We start from the raw sequence: 16,580 nt of genomic DNA on the forward strand, positions 1-16,580 counted from the left end.
CCTAACAACTAGATATGAATCTTCTCAAAAAGATAAGTAGCCTGTGCGTGGTGTTGCTTACCGTCGTCGGGTGCGGACCTTTAGACATAGCCCCGGTCGATCGGTTTACGGAACTTAACTTCTGGACATCAGGCGAGAACGTAAATAATGCCCTGAATAACATTTACAGTGGCATGTATAACAGCACGTTATACTTCTACAACGAGGCTTTGTCGGATAATGCCTACACCGCGCAAGGGTCGGCAGCGGGCAATCCGGAAGCCATCGCGAGTGGTAGTTTTACCTCGACGTTACCGAAATTCCAGAACGACTGGTCGTTTTATTATAGCGGTATCAAATCCTGCAACATCTTCCTGACCAACGTGGATCAGAACACGACGCTTCCGGCGGAGACGCTGGCGCGGATGAAAGGTGAGGTGCGTTTCGTGCGGGCCTGGCACCATTTTAACCTGATGAAATGGTATGGCGACGTTCCCCTGCTGGACCGCAATATTTCGCCGGACGAAGCCAAAACGATTGCCCGTTCACCAAGAGCCACCGTTCTGAAATTTGTCACGGATGAGCTGACGGCGGCTGCGGCTGTGCTGCCCTCCCGGGACGCCTACGCCCCCGCCGATAACGGTCGGATTACCAAAGGGGCTGCTATTGCTTTACAAGCCAGAGCCTTGCTCTACGAAGGAAATCGGATGGCCGAGGTTGTTACCCTTTGCGAACAGTTGATGAACGATCAAACGACCAACGGACAGTACGGACTGGCGGCCAATTACGGCGATCTGTTCAGCAGCCCAACGGTCAACAAAACCAGCAACGAATCTATACTGGCCCTGCAATACGTACCCGGCCTGCGCACCTGGTCGGAGTTTTTCGACTTCGCTCCCCGCTCGGTTGGAGCCCGAACCAATAGCTTGGCCCCCACGCAGGAGTTGGTCAACGACTACATCATGCTTAACGGCAAAGCGATCAGCGAGACGGGCTCAGGATATGTCGAAAGCAATCCCTACGTCAATCGCGACCCTCGGCTGACGGCCACGGTGGTCTATGACCAGTACCTTTGGCGGAACGCGGACGGCACGACGCAAACGATCTACATCCGACCCGGCTCGGACCCGGTCCGCCCCGCTCTGAACGAATACGCGCTCAACGGGCAAGGGTCACCCACGGGTTACTACTGGCGCAAATACTACGACCCGAATAGTCTGGCCAACTTTGCGTCGGGGCTGAATCTTCACCTGATCCGATATGCCGAAGTCCTGCTGATGTACGCGGAAGCGAAGCAAAGCCTGGGACAGATGACCGCCGATGTGTGGGACAAAACGATTCGGCCCCTGCGGCAGCGGGCGGGCTTCACGGACGCGGCAGCGTTGAACTTCCCAACAGGTGGCGATCTGACGCAGATTATTCGGCGGGAACGCCGGACCGAGTTCGCCATGGAAGGACTACGGATTGACGACATTCGCCGGTGGCGGATCGCCGAGACGGTTCTCAACGGCTACGCCCACGGTGCCAAATTTGGCGACCCGGCGGTAGACAACGGCTACATCCGGGCGCAACGTCGACAGTTCGACCCGGCCAAAAATTACCTGTGGCCGCTCCCCGCTTCCGAGCTGAATCTAAACACATCATTGACCCAAAATCCTGGTTACTAACCGTCTAATCAACCCGCTCCATGAAACAAGCGTTGACGTATGGTAGTATGGCTTTATTCGCCGTGCTGTCGATTGCCTCCTGTACCCAGACGGTCCGGGAACTGAATCCGGCGGTCACCCCAGTCAGTTCGCTGATGACCCCCGACAATAATACCAGTGTGAAGCTGGAGCCGAGTACCCCGGCCAGTGTGCAGTTTAAATGGGAGCCCACCCAGGCCGCTGAAGGTGTCTTGTACGAAGTAGCGTTTGATAAGGTCGATGGCGACTTCAGCAAGCCGTTTTACAAAACAGTATCCGACGGATTGGGCGTACAGCCTCAGCTCACCCTGAGCCACAACGACCTGAAAAAAATCGCGGCCCTGGGGGGTATCGCGGCTTCTTCGACGGGTAGCGTCAAATGGACGGTATTGGCGTCAATCGCGCTGAACCGCCAGATGAGTACGATCACCCGCATTCTGACCATGACTCGCCCCGCCGGGTTTGCCGAACTGCCGGACAGCTTGTATCTGACGGGAAGCGCCACCGAAGGCGGTGAGGATGTAACGAAGAGCATTGCGCTTAAGAAAACCGAGGACGGCGTCTTCGAAGCGTTTACCTCGCTAAAGGCCGGTACCTATTACCTGACGGACAGACGGGCGGGCAGCGGCAAAAACTATTACGTTGCCAAAGACACTCTTCGGGAAGGCAATACGCCCGTAACCCTGACCGGCGCGACGAAAACCTACCGCTTGCGGTACGATTTCAACATCGCCACGGCGCAGGCTACCGAAATTCAGTCGGTTGGGCTGTTCATGTCGGCGTACAACAAGGAAATCGGTACGCTCACCTACGCGGGCAATGGGACGTGGACAGCCGCCAGCATTCCGGTTGAGTTTTACCCCTTTTCCTGGGGTCGTGACGAGCGGTATAAGTTCGTTATGCATACCGCGAATGGTGTAGAGTACCTGGGCAGTGCGAATGTGAATAACAACAGTCCCGCCGGAGCCCCCGCATCGTATTTTCAGGTTCAGTCGGTTTCCGATGCACAGTGGGACAATACGTATAAGTTCGATCCAACTGCCGATGGCAAGAAGGTGAAAGTGGACCTGCTTCTCCGGGCGAACGCGCCGTATACGCATCAGGTAACTGTGCTGAAGTAAGCGCCGTCGCTGCTGATTACTCTTGTCGAATAGCCTGTTTTATAGGTATAACCGCTTGTAGCACAGGATTACGCTCCCGATTATGAGAAACTTTCTTTTTTATGGACTTTGGCTGATTGTAGCCGCTACGCTCGTTACGGCTTGTGGCGATAAGCAGTCACCGTCGCCCGTTGCAGAACCCGACACGACCACGCCGACCGTACCTACGCCAACCGTATCGCGGTATCGGACAGCAGCCCAGAAAAGCCATGCCTACGTACTGGCCAATCTGCTGACTCCGTACAAGAGCTACCGGGTCAACGCGACCACCGATCCGACGTCGGCGTTCGAATGGTACAACACCAGCCAGATTTACGCGGATGCCGCCATGGTCAGCATTGGGGAGACGAGCCACGCGACCTACATGAATGACAGCTTCAACTGGATGAGTCATTTCTGGGATGATACCAGCCCCATCGGTGGTTATTTTGGTTTCGTGCGCGTTGACGGTAGTGAAAAAGGCTCCGACTCGCTGAAATACATCGACGACAACGCCTTATCGGGAGTCGTTTATCTGGATGCCTACGAAGTGAGTACCGGAGCGATGAAAGCGGCTTATCTGGACAAAGCAAAAGCGTGCGCTAACTGGCTCATCAAAAGCGGTGCCTGGGACACGACCTTCGACGGGGGCTTCTGGTGGAACACAGCCAAAACGGTGAAGCCAACTCAGTCGAACGGTTTAGCCATGCAGTTGTTTGCGCGGTTGTACGCCCTCACCGGCGAAGCTGTTTACCGCGAGTGGGCAACCGCCGTGGATAAGTGGCTGTCTACTAAGTTATACGAAAGTAGCACTGGCCTATTTGTCTGGCAGATTGACCGGGCTGGCAAACGGTTTACCGAAAAATTCACCTACGACAACGCCATTATGGTGGAAGCCTTTCTGGTGTACGGACAAGCGATGAAAGACCCGTCGTACCTGGTTAAAGCGCAGGCGCTGGGCAATGCCATGAACCGGACGCTCTGGGATAAGACGCACAACGTGTATATCTTCAACACCAGCGACCTCCGAGTCACCCCGGCCTGGTGCGGGTGGGGGTCGCAGGCGATGATTAAGCTATACGAAGCCGACCAGAATACCGCGTGGTTGGGTTATGCGCAGGGAAATATCGACGCCATCAACACCGTCCTGCGAGACCCAGCTTCGCACGGGTATTACCAGTTTGCCAGCCTGAACGGGGCCGGTCGATACGCGAACATCGAAGGAGTTGACGTAGCCTGGATGCAACGGATACAGGCCCTCCTTTCAACATACAGATAAGTCATGAAACGAATCCATTTTTCCACCCTCTTCGGTGGTTTTGCCCTCGCTGCGCTGCTCACTTCCTGCGCCGTGAAACGCCCTAATGTGCTCCGCTACGTCGATCCCAATATCGGAACGGCCCATAGCCGGTGGTTCTTTTACACGCCAGCGGCTGTCCCCCACGGCATGGCCAAGCTGGCTCCTTCCACCAACGGGCACTACGGTAACAATCAAGGCTGGGAAGCGGTTGGGTACGATACGCGGCACAACTCCATCGAAGGCTTTGTCCACTTCCACGAATGGCAGGTGGGCGGGGTCAGTTTTATGCCCGCTACCGGTGAGCTGAAAGTAAAACCCGGCGATCTGGACAAACCGGGCAGTGGTTACCGATCTAAATTTGATCGAAAAAATCAGGTAGCTGAACCCGGTTACTACAGGGTTTTGCTGGATGATTACGGAATCACCGCCGAACTGACTGCTACTAAACACGTTGGTTTTCATCGGTATACCTTTCCCAAAAATGACCAGTCGCGAATTATTCTGGACCTGGGTAATGTGCAGGGCGAAAGCGGGGAGGTGCGGAAGTCGGAGGTTCGCATGATTGACGATACGCACTTTGAAGGGTTCGTGACCACCTACCCCAAGTACGTAAAAACCTACGATCCGAACGGGCAGGTTTCCATGTACATCTGGGGCGAAGTGAGCAAGAGTCCACGGTCGGTAGGGTCGTTCACGGACGCTGGCGTTCAGGCACAAAGTAAGTCGGCCACAGGAAAAGGCGCTGGGCTTTTTCTGGAATACACTACCAACACCAACGAGGCCATTGAGTTGAAAGTAGGCTTGTCTTATACGTCCATTGCCAACGCAAAGGCCAATCTGGAAGCCGAAGCCGCCAGGCTGTCGTTCGAGAAAGCCCGGAAACAGGCGCAGGATACGTGGCAAACCGAACTCGGCAAGCTGGCCGTTGAAGGGAATGAAACCAATAAAGTGAAGTTCTACACGGGCTTGTTCCACGCCTTGCTGGGCCGGGGGATCGCCAACGACGTGAACGGTTCCTATCCCCGGCATGACGGAACAATCGGCCAGTTGCCGCGCGATAAAAAAGGGAATTTTAGCTACAACTTTTACAATACCGATGCGATTTGGGGCGGCTACTGGAACCTGACGCAGCTCTGGGCGCTTTCGTACCCCGAGCGCTACAACGATTTTGTGCAAACCCAGTTGGCGATTTACAAGGAACGGGGCTGGTTTGGGGATGGCATTGCCAACAGCAATTTTGTATCGGGTGTAGGAACGAACTTTGTCGGTTTGGCCATTGCTGGGGCGTATCAGGCGGGTATTCGGGATTACGACACGAATCTGGCTTATGAGGCTATCCGGGCTAATGAACTGAGCGGGCGAAACCGGCCCGTTGGTTCCGGCAAACTGGATGTCGAAGCGTTCGTCAAGCGGGGTTACGTGCCTTACCTAGACGCAGACAAAACCGATTCGACCGGCTCCCACTTTTCGGCTTCGCACACGCTGGAATATAGCTTTAGTGCTTTCGCAGCCGCCCAACTGGCAAAATCAATGGGTAAACAAGCGGATTATGGGCAATTTGCCAAACTCTCCAACGGCTGGCAACTTCTGTACGAACCGAAGGACAAACTGGTTCGCCCGAAAAAAGCGGACGGCAGCTTTATCGACAAATTCGACCCCTACGAACCCTGGCGGGGATTCCAGGAGGGTAATGCTGTACAGTACACCTTTTTCGTGCCGCAGAATCCACGGGCACTCATCGATAAATTGGGCAACGACGAATTCAACAACCGGCTCGACGGCATCTTCACGACAGCTCAGAAAAACGGGTTTGGCGGTGGCAAGGAAATCGACGCCTTTGCCGGGATCAAGTCGATTTATAACCACGGCAATCAGCCAAACTTACACATTAGCTGGCTGTTCAACTTCTCCGGCAAACCCTGGCTTACCCAGAAATGGACCCGCGCCATCTGCGATGAATTCTACGGTGTCGAACCCATCCACGGCTATGGTTACGGGCAGGATGAAGACCAGGGCCAGTTGGGTTCGTGGTACGTGATTGCCTCACTTGGTTTGTTCGACGTGAAAGGCTTCACCGATCTCCGGCCAATTATTCAGCTGGGTAGCCCCGCCTTCGATCAGGCGACGATTCGGCTGGGCGATGGCAAGAAGCTACAGATCGAAGCTAAAAACAACTCCGCCCAAAATGTGTACGTGCAGTCGGCCACCTTCAACGGAAAAGCTCTACAAAATTGCTGGCTGTACCGGGACGAGTTGATGCAGGGCGGCAAGTTAACCTTTGTCATGGGCAGCCAGCCCAACACGAACTGGGGCATTCAAACCCCTCCGCCTTCGGCCCAGTAGCGGGCCCGATTTGGCGATCTGATTTACTCAACATAAGCATAAACGAATGAAAAATTTGACCCACCTACGCAAAAAAAAGCCTGCCCGAATGGTAGCGATTGGATTGCTTCTGGCCGTCCAGACCGCCGTTGGGCAGGCCCCCAAAACGTCGGCTGACTACCTGAACCGGGCGCGGGAAACCTACACCAACGTCTGGCGTCGGTACCGGGTGCCAGCCCATAATCTGTTCTCGGAAAATTACCCGTCGAATCGCAACGATACGCTGACGTACATGCAGGGTGGCAACGTCAAGGAAAAGGCGGTTAGCTTTCTCTGGCCGTTTTCCGGGATGTTCTCAGCGACCAACGTACTGCTGAAAGTTCCTTCCGAACGGAAAGCGCAACTACACTACCTGGATAGTCTGGTTACGGGAATCGAAGCCTACCGCGATTCAAGCCGCTCGCCGGTGGGTTATCAGGCGTATCCGGTTCAGTTCGAGAAGTCGGATCGGTATTATGACGATAACGGATTGGTCGGAATCGACTACATGGAAGCCTACCTCAACACCCAGAATCCGCTATACCTGAAACGGGCGAAGGACGTATTTACCTTTATCCTGAGCGGTTGGGATGATGAACTGGGGGGCGGTGTGACGTGGCTGGAAGGGCATCGCGATCAGAAACCGGCCTGCTCCAACGGCATGGCTACGCTCACAGCGCTCAAGCTCTATCAGGGTACAAAAGACCCGCAGTACCTGCAATGGGGCAAAAAGTTTTACAACTGGATGCACACCAGCCTACTCGATTCGACTGGCGTGTACGCCAATGATCGCAAAGCAACGGGGGCCGTGAACCGGGTCTTTTACACCTACAATTCCGGCTCCATGCTCGAAGCTGCGGTGCTGTTGTACCAGTTTACCGGCGACAAGCAGTACCTGAAACAGGCCGAACAACTGGCTAAGGATACGTACGTTCATTTCAGCAAGCAGAAGCATCCCGCTTCGTCCGCCATTCAGATCGATTTACCCTGGTTTGTGACGGTGCTTTTCCGGGGTTACGAAGCGCTTTACCGGGTTAACGGGGACTACCAGTATATTACCAAAATCAAACAAAGCCTCGATTACGCCTGGCAGAACTCCCGCGATCAATACGGTCTGGTTACCCACAGCTGGACGCCCCAACCGGCAGAATTAGCCAAGCCAAAATGGCTGCTGGACGAAGCCTGTATTGCTGAATTGTACGCCCGGCTAAGTCTACTGGAAAAGGAACGGGAAACGAAAAAATAAACGGGTATGGAGCAAAAAGCAATCATCGCTATCGACCTGGGTGGTACGCGTATCAAGCTGGGGCTTGTCAGGGCGGGGACCGTTTTGCTGACCAGCCAGCTGGATTCGCAGTCGGGTCAGGGACTGCAAAGTCGGTTACCTCAGATTCAGGCCACCGTTAACGACATGCTGGCCAAAGCGGGTCTGTCGGCGGCTGATCTGGTGGGTCTGGGCGTTGCGGTACCGGGTATCGTTGATCCCGTTCAACAGCGCGTTCTGTCCATCAATGCCAAATATAGCGATGCCCCCAATCTGGATTTGCCCGGCTGGGCCAGAGAAACCTGGGGCGTTCCCTTTTACCTTGAAAATGACACCCGAGCGGCTCTGCTGGGAGAATGGCAGCACGGCAGCGGACGCGGTTATGACAACGTCGTGCTGATGACACTTGGTACCGGAATCGGTACATCGGCGGTCATCGAAGGTCGGCTATTGCGCGGCAAGCACTTCCAGGCGGGCGTTCTGGGGGGGCATTTCATTCAGAACACCCACGGTAATCGGTGCAATTGCGGGGCCGTGGGCTGTGCAGAGGCCGAAGCCTCAACCTGGAGTTTAGCCGAGCGGGCAACGACGCACGCAACGTACGCCCAAAGTATGCTTTGCCGGTATGATACGGTCGATTACGAAGCCGTTTTCCGCTGTGCCGAGCAGGGCGATGCGCTGGCCGTTACCCTGCGGGATCAAAGCATTGCGATCTGGGCGGCCTGTGCCTATAACTTAGTGCAGGCGTACGATCCGGAAGTGCTCATTCTGGGGGGCGGGGTGATGGCCAGTCGCGATGTCATTATACCTCCAATCCAACTCCGCCTGAATCAAAATGCCTGGGCCACGTGGGGGAACGTGGCCGTTGTGCCCAGTCTTTTAACGGATTCGGCGGCTCTGTTAGGAGCTGCTCATCTAGTATACAACGCTGAATTATGACCGTTCAAACACAATCAACTTTTGACAAATATCCGGCTGTCTCCGTAGAAGGCGAAACATGCCTGACAGGATGGGAAGCCATTGCCAGCACCCTACGCCAGCACATTCAGGCAACCGGGAAACCGAAAATCATCGTGGCGGTGGATACGTATCTGGGCGTCTACATCGACGAAGTTATTGCGGGTTTAAGCACCCTGTCGGACCAGCTAACGGTCATTGAAACGGGCCACGCCCTCCGCAGCCCGGGCGAAATCGATGAGTTGGTTAACGACTTCGTGACGGATGACCCGGTATTTGGCCACGTATGCCCGTTTGAGTTGTCCCGTTTTTATGACGAAGCCAAACTAGCGACCTGCCAGCAAACTATTCAGGCTGTTGCCGAAGGCGTGGTGCTGGTGGTTGGGACCGGGGCCGCGCTATTTGTAGATCAACCCGACGTACTGGTCTATGCCGACATGCCTCGGTGGGAGATCCAGCTTCGATTCCGGCAAAATCGGGTTAATAATCTGGGGGCTCAGAATGCGGATGCGGTCTTTGCGTACCAGTACAAACGGTCTTTCTACGTGGACTGGAAGGTGCTGGATCGGCATAAAAAAAACTTCATGGAGCGCTGGGATTATATGATTGACACCACGCGTGAAGACACGCCCAAGCTTATCAGCGGAACGACTCTGCAAAAAGCGATGGCTCTGGCCGTTCGGCGGCCCTTCCGGGTGGTTCCGTTCTTCGATCCGGGGCCCTGGGGTGGCCAATGGCTGAAAGAAATCTGCGATCTGGACCGGTCGGTGGTCAATTACGCCTGGGGGTTCGATTGCGTTCCTGAAGAAAACAGCCTGCTATTCAACTTTGATGGCGAAACCTTTGAAATTCCGTCAATCGACGTGGTTTTCAGTCATCCAGTAGAGTTGCTGGGCGAGCAAGTGTATGCTGCATTCGGCGCTGAGTTTCCAATCCGGTTCGATTTTCTGGATACCATCGAGGGCGGCAATCTGAGCTTACAGGTGCATCCCCTGCACGAGTACATGCGGGAGCAATTCGGGATGCCCTACACCCAGAACGAAAGTTATTATTTTCTGGAAGCGAAAGAAGACGCCTGTGTGTATCTGGGGCTGAAAGAAGATATTCACCCGGCCGAGATGATTGCCGATTTGGAGAAAGCGCAGGAAGGTGAGGCCCATTTTGATGCTGATCAATACGTCGAAAAATGGCCAATCAAAAAACACGATCACGCCCTTATTCCAGCCGGGACGGTACACTGTTCGGGGGCCAACAGCGTCGTGCTGGAAATTAGCGCGACCCCCTTCAACTTTACATTCAAACTCTGGGACTGGGGCCGCACAGGATTAGACGGAAAGCCCCGGCCTATTTCCCTGGAACACGGCAAGAAGAATATTCAATGGGACCGCACATCGCAGTGGACCGAAGCGAATCTGCTGAATCAAATTCAGGAGATTGGGCGTGGTGACGGTTGGCGGGAGGAGCGCACCGGTCTTGACGAAGATTCGTTCATCGAAACCCGTCGGCACTGGTTTTCGAAGACGGTGGCTCACGATACGAAGGGCGTCGTCAACGTCATCAATCTGATTGAAGGCGATGAAGCCACGGTGGAAAGCCCATCGAATGCGTTCGAACCGTTCGTTGTGCATTACGCCGAGACGTTCATTGTACCTGCCGCCGTTGGGACTTACACGATCAAGCCTTCCGGGGTCAGCGAAGGGCGAGAAATTGGGACGTTGAAGGCATATATCCGAACCGAAAAATTAACCGATCATCCCTTGAAATAAGTGTTTAAGTAGCCTGAAAAGCAGTTCACTGATGTTACACTTCTATTGTTGGCTGCCTAATTTATAAACAGACCGGTCGTTGGGAAAGTAGCCTGGCGATCGGTCTGTCCGGTTTTTGGACGTTCTATTAAGGCTTCTGGGCAATTGCTTTTGAATGGGTGTCCATCACATTGATTCAGGGACCGGAGGTTCTATTACTTCGTGATAATTTCTAAAGTACCCCTATTTTTAAATAAATCGTGGGAGACAAAATAGCCTTTAGTTTCTTTGCCATTTACTTGGATAGTGGTCAAGGTTTGGCCCCGGCGGGGCTTTTTGATTGTGAGTAATTTACCCGTATTAGCTTTCTTGGTTACCTTATCAAGCAAGGGAGCCATGACAGTGTATTCGGCATCGGTAGCCGAGAAAGGATGCAAACTAGGCGCACAAAGCATATACCAGGAAGACAGTTCATCAGCATCAACCATACCACACAGAGCCAGCTCCTCAGCAGAGATCCGATTTTTATAGACGATATATTCGTCAACAGCCCAGGTCTTTGTAACTATATATTTTGACACGTATATACATGATCGTTAAATAGTCTGATTATAAATAGATAAATAAATAGAGTGATTATAAATTGCCCCAAGTATGTAGATTTTATACCCCACTGTTAACTCTATTGCTTGACGCATATTTAACTCAGGGTGCATTAAAGACATATCTGATGCTTCTTGCCTATTCGATTCTTACTTGTAAATCAGTGCTTTTATAAGTAAGTATATATTGTTGCTGGTAGTAGATACGGGCAAGTAAAAATACTGGCAGCGCTTTTGCGAACGTGTTCGTTAAACCACTTAGTCTTCCCGACAACACAAAGCCTGTCTGCTTAAAGCAGCCAGTTTGTTTTACGCCTACGCTTCTTCACCTATGTTGAGCACGTCAATCGCTTCCACCACCAATAGGTCGACTTTACAGTCTGTAACGCTATGGCGGAAGTATTTTCTGACGGGTTGGAGCCGTCAAATCCTCGTTCAATTGACGGTGTTCCTGGTAGGTCTGTTTTACTCGTGTGCTGCGTTAGAGGTCGATCTAGGCGAGACCGGTGACAGTTTTGGCGATGTGTATGACGCCTACGTAGCCAGTGCGCCGGTTCAAACGCCTAAACCATCAACGAGTGTTTACCGAAAGGTTTCAACTACCAAGTCAGTTATTTCCCCCTGCAAGCATCCGATACCTTTATCGATAAACGGCTCGTTTACTGGTATTTTATTTACAGTTACTTTGTATAAATATAGCCTCCTTAAACGTAGGCGGCTGCAAGCGATACATGCTATCTGGCGGCTATAAGCCGATCTTCCTTTCTTGTTCCTGCTGCACTCTACTCCTGGGTCCAGTTGATTAATCGTACTATCCTGTCGGCTTAACGGAACGAAACCGCTCTGATTCTGAAGCTATTGGTTATGGCGTTAAAATCGATTGGATCGGACTGAGACTTCTCTTCTCATGACGCTGTATCCACTGAAAACTGTTGGACCCAGCGGCACTATCCGCTTACTTCTTACTATCTATTACCGTAAACCTCTTTTCTTATGGCTACTACTGCTCATCCAATCGATGCTTCTATTAAAATTCCTGGCTTCAACAAGCCAGTCCAGTTAAACACTATTGTTCGTTTACAAGGGTTTGGCAACTACACCTGGCTTTACCGAGATGCGCTGAAACCGTTGCTGGTCGCTAAAAGCCTGAACTGGTTCGAGCAGCTTTTACCTGACTTTGTGCGGGTTCACAAATCTGATTTGATTAATCCCAGTTTTGTTCAGACAATTGATTCCCTCAATGCCCGGACCTTAGAGTTGAGTCTATACAACCGGCAAATTATTAAAGTGTCGCGTCGCCGGATTGAGCCGGTTACGACCAAACTGAAGCAGCATCGGCATTTTTCGCCTAACTAAACTACCCTTATCGGATTCGATTATGAAAAATTACAGCCTAACTTTAAGTGTCATCCTGGCCAGTTTACTGATGATAGTTGGCTTCGGCTGGATTGTGTTTGACTATTTTCAGGATATGAAGGCAGGCCGCTATAAACAGGAGCCTTTGGTCTGGGTAATTGAGCTAGGGGTTATGTTGGGTTATTGTTATCTCGTCTATCGGCTATTTCAGCATCGGTTCATTCAGGTCAAACAAGCCAAGATACAACCCGCTGTCAATACCAGGAAGTAAGTAAGATAGCAAGACTCGCTCTTAGAAGCATTCATATAGCCTTACTTGTCAACCAATATCCGCACTTTTAGTAGAAGCAGCAGTCTTTAGTCAACTAGATCGTTTATTTTTTACCTGTTGCGCGTGCAAACCACCATTCACGATAAGCTTGGCGCTAAGGAGGCATCCGGCGCCAAGCTAAACCTATAGTTTTTGCTTTGATGATCAAGGCTACAATGACAGTAAAAGCGTAAGGGCCTTTGACCCAATTAAAATAACTTTCCAGGTCTTAATTTGTAAAATAAACTCCGGCTTCGGTGAGGATAGACTCCGCGAATCGTTCGACTCGTTTCAACTCGTCATAAGACAGAAAATCCTTATTCGGATTAGCTAGATCAATAGCGTACCGCAATAGGTTCTTACTTGCAACTATTCCTCTTTCAAGCAATTGATTCATAGAAAATTGTATTTTTAAAACGAATCAAATTTTTGGCAATAGGATCTAAAATGAAGCATAGATCGGTCCGATATCGGTACTTAACGGCTGATCGTATCCGCTCCGACTCTGCTTCTGGTTCGATACGTAGATCGTTGTATCGAGTAACACCTTTTGTGAACAGAATGGGCAAAAATGTTGGAACCGAAAACAAACAGCAAGTATAGGGGCCTTACTTGTTCTTCCTCATGAAAGTAGAGCTTGGTCAATTCATCAAGTAAGCGCTGAGCGAGTTCAGAAAATTCTTGACCACGTATTCGCTAGTTCTGGTTGGGTTAGTTTTAGTTGGCAAACCAGGGGATATGAATAAAGATCTGAGGAAATTAGCGGTCTGCTGACGTCAGAGCCTCCCTCAACCGATCTCTACTGCTCCTTAGAATACAGACGAGGTTGGATTCGTACACTGATGCCCACTACAATCGGGTGAATAACTAACTGTTGCTGTTCGTTCGTCAATCGGGTCAGGCCGTACTCAGTCGTCAAGCCAGCCTGTAGCTCATGCCGTCGGCCCACAGGCAGTCGTCGGCTGGCTCCTCCCCGCAGACTAGCTAAGGTCTGTCCGCCCATTGGTGAATACGCGACCTGGCTACCCAGTTCAACTACGTAACGGCCCTGTCCCAGTAAGCGGTACTGGCTTAGACCAACGCCAACCATCGGCAGCGCGACATTTTCGGCTACCACGTGCTTTTCTCGAACCAGTTGGTACGAATTTGTTGGGCCGGACTCCATGCGGTACCGGTTTTCGTTGACTGTATAATAGGCCCAGCGCCGAAGCTGTCCTATGGATAGATAAGCCTGCCAGCGCTGCCAGCGTAATCCCCCGTTAATCTGGTAACCCCAGGTAGCTGGCGAAAAAGCCGCCGGGGCGTTGACTTGTGTGAGATAAGCGGTTGACGAAGATGAACTAGTCATCCATTGAAAACTACTCAGCGGTACCGCTTCGACAAACCACTGTTTGTGCCGGTTAACGCGGTTTTCGGCAGCATCAGCCGGGTGACCCACGAATTCATAGGAAGGAATTTGGCCGGGTAGCGCACGCAGCGAGGAGGGTAACGCAGAGAGTTTCGGGATTTCAAGCTGCGCAAACACGACGGGCCAAGCAGTGGTTGCTGACAGACTATTCAATACGTGATCCTCAGCAATGGGATCGCTAGCGCCATTTCCTATCTTATCCAAATTTTCCGCAGAAACCTCTACCCACTCGCGTTTATTGACTTTGACCGAAGGGGACGACGTAATGGGAAAGCGGGTGTTTGAGAAATGGGGCGATTTGTCCAAGGGGCGACCTGGGTGATAAGATTCTACCAGCGGCATGTTCGATTCCTTGCGTAGACGAAGTCGAGTAGTTAGCTGCATGGAGCGTCTGGATGAACCTTCCACAGTGCCAATCTTTGTATTGGATATAATTGCTTCACGATCTGTTTGCTGCGGTCTGGTTATGGACCCGTTAACCCGTAAACCGATTTCGGATTGCTCTGCTAATGTAGTAGGCTTGACCGGAATCGCAGGCTGACGAACGGTAACCCGTCCAGACTGTGTAGAAGGAGCAAGCTGAACATTGGTAATACGGCTCTGAGGTGACGCGGGGCGGTTACTTCGGTGAATCGTGTAAACCAGGATGGTGCTGATCAGCAACAAGAGTGCCCCCCCCGCCAGCAAAACCGGCAGTTTGAGGTGGTTCCGAGCCGTCACCTGGCCGAGTACGCGCCGACGCAATGAAGTCCGGGACTGAACCTCAAAATCAGCGAACGTCTGCTGCCAGCGCTGGCGCAGCAGCTCGTCGGGATCTTCATCCCAAGAATTCATGTTGGAGGCCATGTTGATTAATGAGTGTCAAGAGTAGTTGGCGAGCCCGGCTGAAACGGGAACGGGCCGTAGCTTCGGGAACGTTGGTGAGCTGCGCAATCTCAGCGTGCGTATAGCCTTCGATCAGGTATAGATTGACGACTAGCCGGTATGCATCGGGCAGGCGGGCCAGCAACCCCAAGATGGCTTCCTGATCGTAACCGGCCAGAAGCCGCAGGTGATCATCACTGGAAGGCGACTCGCTGAGAGCCTCGTAGCTCGTTAAATTTTCCTGGGGGCGAGTGACGCGGTGGTAATAATTGATCGCCGTGCGTACCACGACCGCCTTTACCCAACTGTCAGCTGATTCGGGTTTGACTAGTTCGTCGATGTGGGCAAACACTTTAACGAACGCTTCCTGAAAGATGTCTTCGGCTTCTGCCACCGTACGGGCGTACCGCACGCAGACCCCCAGCATCCGCGCCTGGTAGCGTTCGTAAAACGCCCGCTGCGCCCGCGGTTGCCCTTGCTGACAGCCCACGACCAGTTCGGTAAGGGTTCGGTAAGACTTGTGGCCGAATAGCGGCATGTACGGAGACGGGTCAGAGGTGAGGGCTTCTGTCTATTGATGTGTTGATTGTCAGTAGCTGATTGTCATAAAGGATCGGCTGATAAGTTGACCATTTTCTGAAAATAATAATAGCCAGCCCTGTTTCTCTTTTACCAGACTCACTCGATACGTATTCAGCGAGCCGTAGGTATGACGGGTGGTATAACCGTACAATGCCCCAGCCCGACTCAGATCAAAACCGGCCAGTTCGGGTCGTCGCAGATAAGCCTGAATAGCCGATGGCAATTGATCGATCTGCTGAATAGGCGGCTCTGCCTGAGGGCTGATCGCGGCCATCAATTGCCCTGCGTTATTGTACGTGAGTTCCCAAATCTGGTTCTGCTGGTTGACCCACACCGTATACTGCTGTTTATTAAAGCCCTCAACGGTGATCGCTGCATACGTGAACGTTAGCTTCTGGTCGCGTAAGGAAGACTGTATTGATTCCGGTAGATCGGTCAGAGCATCCGTTTCGTAGCTGGCCTGCTGAAACGGTAGTAGTTCAGCATAATAGAATGGAACGCCGGAGCTTGACCGGACAATATACCAGCGTGCTGTGTAAGGCTGTTGCTGCCAGGTGTAATCAGCGTATACGTACGAGGGCGGTCCGCTCAGGAAAGGAGTTGTGTACCACCCGGTATACTGGCGAAAACGTGGATTGCTGAACGTGCCGCCCCAGACCGCCGTTGACCTTAGAATACGCGTGAGTGAATCAGGAAGGGAACCCTCAACCAACTGATCAACAGTCCTCAGTCGTGTGGGGCTGACCAGCGCCTGGTAGCGCTGTCGCTGCTGGGTAAAGGTAGCCTGCCAGAGCTGATTAGCAACGAGGGTTGTAAATAGGGTATTCTGAGCCTGAGGGTACTGTTGAATAAGCGCCTGGGCAGTGCCTGCCGTAGGGCCAGTGTCGGGGGTTGGCTGCTGATCAGTATAGCGATTACAGCTACTGATCCAACCGAGCAGCAAGCCAATCCAGACGTATCGTTTGACATGATCCATAGGTGAAAATCGTACCAGCGCATTCGGGTTTGACGGATACTGACCCTTGCAC

General features: G+C 52.4%; 14 protein-coding genes. 9 read left to right on the top strand and 5 right to left on the bottom strand.

The window, feature by feature from the left end; genetic code table 11:
* Positions 1-14 precede the first annotated feature (14 nt).
* The 7 genes from M0L20_RS22995 to M0L20_RS23025 all read left to right on the top strand — a co-directional run bounded on the left by M0L20_RS22995 (position 15) and on the right by M0L20_RS23025 (position 10,451).
* Positions 15-1,646 (top strand): RagB/SusD family nutrient uptake outer membrane protein, encoded by a 1,632-nt coding sequence (locus M0L20_RS22995; protein ID WP_248479335.1) that lies wholly within the window; start codon positions 15-17, stop codon positions 1,644-1,646.
* 20 nt (positions 1,647-1,666) lie between these two features.
* Entirely contained in the window at positions 1,667-2,785 is a 1,119-nt protein-coding gene (locus M0L20_RS23000) for a SusE domain-containing protein (protein WP_248479338.1), read from the top strand.
* An 82-nt stretch (positions 2,786-2,867) separates the two neighbouring features.
* Positions 2,868-4,082, top strand: a complete 1,215-nt coding sequence (locus tag M0L20_RS23005) for a glycoside hydrolase family 76 protein (RefSeq protein ID WP_248479339.1) — start codon at positions 2,868-2,870, stop codon at positions 4,080-4,082.
* A 3-nt stretch (positions 4,083-4,085) separates the two neighbouring features.
* Positions 4,086-6,446 (top strand): GH92 family glycosyl hydrolase, encoded by a 2,361-nt coding sequence (locus M0L20_RS23010; protein ID WP_248479340.1) that lies wholly within the window; start codon positions 4,086-4,088, stop codon positions 6,444-6,446.
* A 46-nt stretch (positions 6,447-6,492) separates the two neighbouring features.
* On the top strand, positions 6,493-7,710 hold the full coding sequence (locus M0L20_RS23015) for a glycoside hydrolase family 76 protein (RefSeq protein WP_248479341.1): 1,218 nt from the start codon (positions 6,493-6,495) through the stop codon (positions 7,708-7,710).
* Between the two features lie 6 nt (positions 7,711-7,716).
* Positions 7,717-8,667 (top strand): ROK family protein, encoded by a 951-nt coding sequence (locus M0L20_RS23020; RefSeq protein WP_248479342.1) that lies wholly within the window; start codon positions 7,717-7,719, stop codon positions 8,665-8,667.
* Entirely contained in the window at positions 8,664-10,451 is a 1,788-nt protein-coding gene (locus tag M0L20_RS23025; RefSeq protein ID WP_248479343.1) for a class I mannose-6-phosphate isomerase, read from the top strand. The genes M0L20_RS23020 and M0L20_RS23025 overlap by 4 nt, the downstream gene beginning before the upstream one ends.
* A 194-nt stretch (positions 10,452-10,645) precedes the next feature.
* On the opposite strand, the gene M0L20_RS23030 is transcribed toward M0L20_RS23025, so the two are convergent.
* A complete protein-coding gene (locus M0L20_RS23030; RefSeq protein ID WP_248479345.1) occupies positions 10,646-11,011 on the bottom strand; it encodes a glycoside hydrolase domain-containing protein in 366 nt (121 codons plus the stop codon).
* A 1,014-nt stretch (positions 11,012-12,025) separates the two neighbouring features.
* On the opposite strand from M0L20_RS23030, the gene M0L20_RS23035 reads away from it, so the two are divergent.
* Both M0L20_RS23035 and M0L20_RS23040 read left to right on the top strand, forming a co-directional pair.
* On the top strand, positions 12,026-12,388 hold the full coding sequence (locus M0L20_RS23035; protein WP_232562958.1) for a LytTR family DNA-binding domain-containing protein: 363 nt from the start codon (positions 12,026-12,028) through the stop codon (positions 12,386-12,388).
* A 22-nt stretch (positions 12,389-12,410) separates the two neighbouring features.
* Positions 12,411-12,659, top strand: coding sequence for a hypothetical protein (locus tag M0L20_RS23040; RefSeq protein ID WP_248479347.1), 249 nt, complete (start codon positions 12,411-12,413; stop codon positions 12,657-12,659).
* Positions 12,660-12,927: 268 nt separating this feature from the next.
* Here the strand turns inward: M0L20_RS23040 and M0L20_RS23045 are convergent, their stop codons facing one another.
* The 4 genes from M0L20_RS23045 to M0L20_RS23060 all read right to left on the bottom strand — a co-directional run bounded on the left by M0L20_RS23045 (position 12,928) and on the right by M0L20_RS23060 (position 16,528).
* Positions 12,928-13,095, bottom strand: coding sequence for a hypothetical protein (locus tag M0L20_RS23045; protein ID WP_248479348.1), 168 nt, complete (start codon positions 13,093-13,095; stop codon positions 12,928-12,930).
* Positions 13,096-13,497: 402 nt separating this feature from the next.
* Positions 13,498-14,940: a hypothetical protein gene (locus tag M0L20_RS23050; RefSeq protein WP_248479349.1), complete on the bottom strand. Its 1,443-nt coding sequence runs from the start codon at positions 14,938-14,940 to the stop codon at positions 13,498-13,500.
* Positions 14,924-15,508, bottom strand: a complete 585-nt coding sequence (locus M0L20_RS23055; RefSeq protein WP_232562955.1) for an RNA polymerase sigma factor — start codon at positions 15,506-15,508, stop codon at positions 14,924-14,926. The genes M0L20_RS23050 and M0L20_RS23055 overlap by 17 nt, the downstream gene beginning before the upstream one ends.
* Before the next feature lie 51 nt (positions 15,509-15,559).
* Entirely contained in the window at positions 15,560-16,528 is a 969-nt protein-coding gene (locus tag M0L20_RS23060) for a hypothetical protein (protein ID WP_248479350.1), read from the bottom strand.
* Between the last annotated feature and the right edge of the window lie 52 nt (positions 16,529-16,580).

It is taken from the genome of Spirosoma liriopis (genome assembly GCF_023196085.1).
GTDB lineage: Bacteria > Bacteroidota > Bacteroidia > Cytophagales > Spirosomataceae > Spirosoma > Spirosoma oryzicola.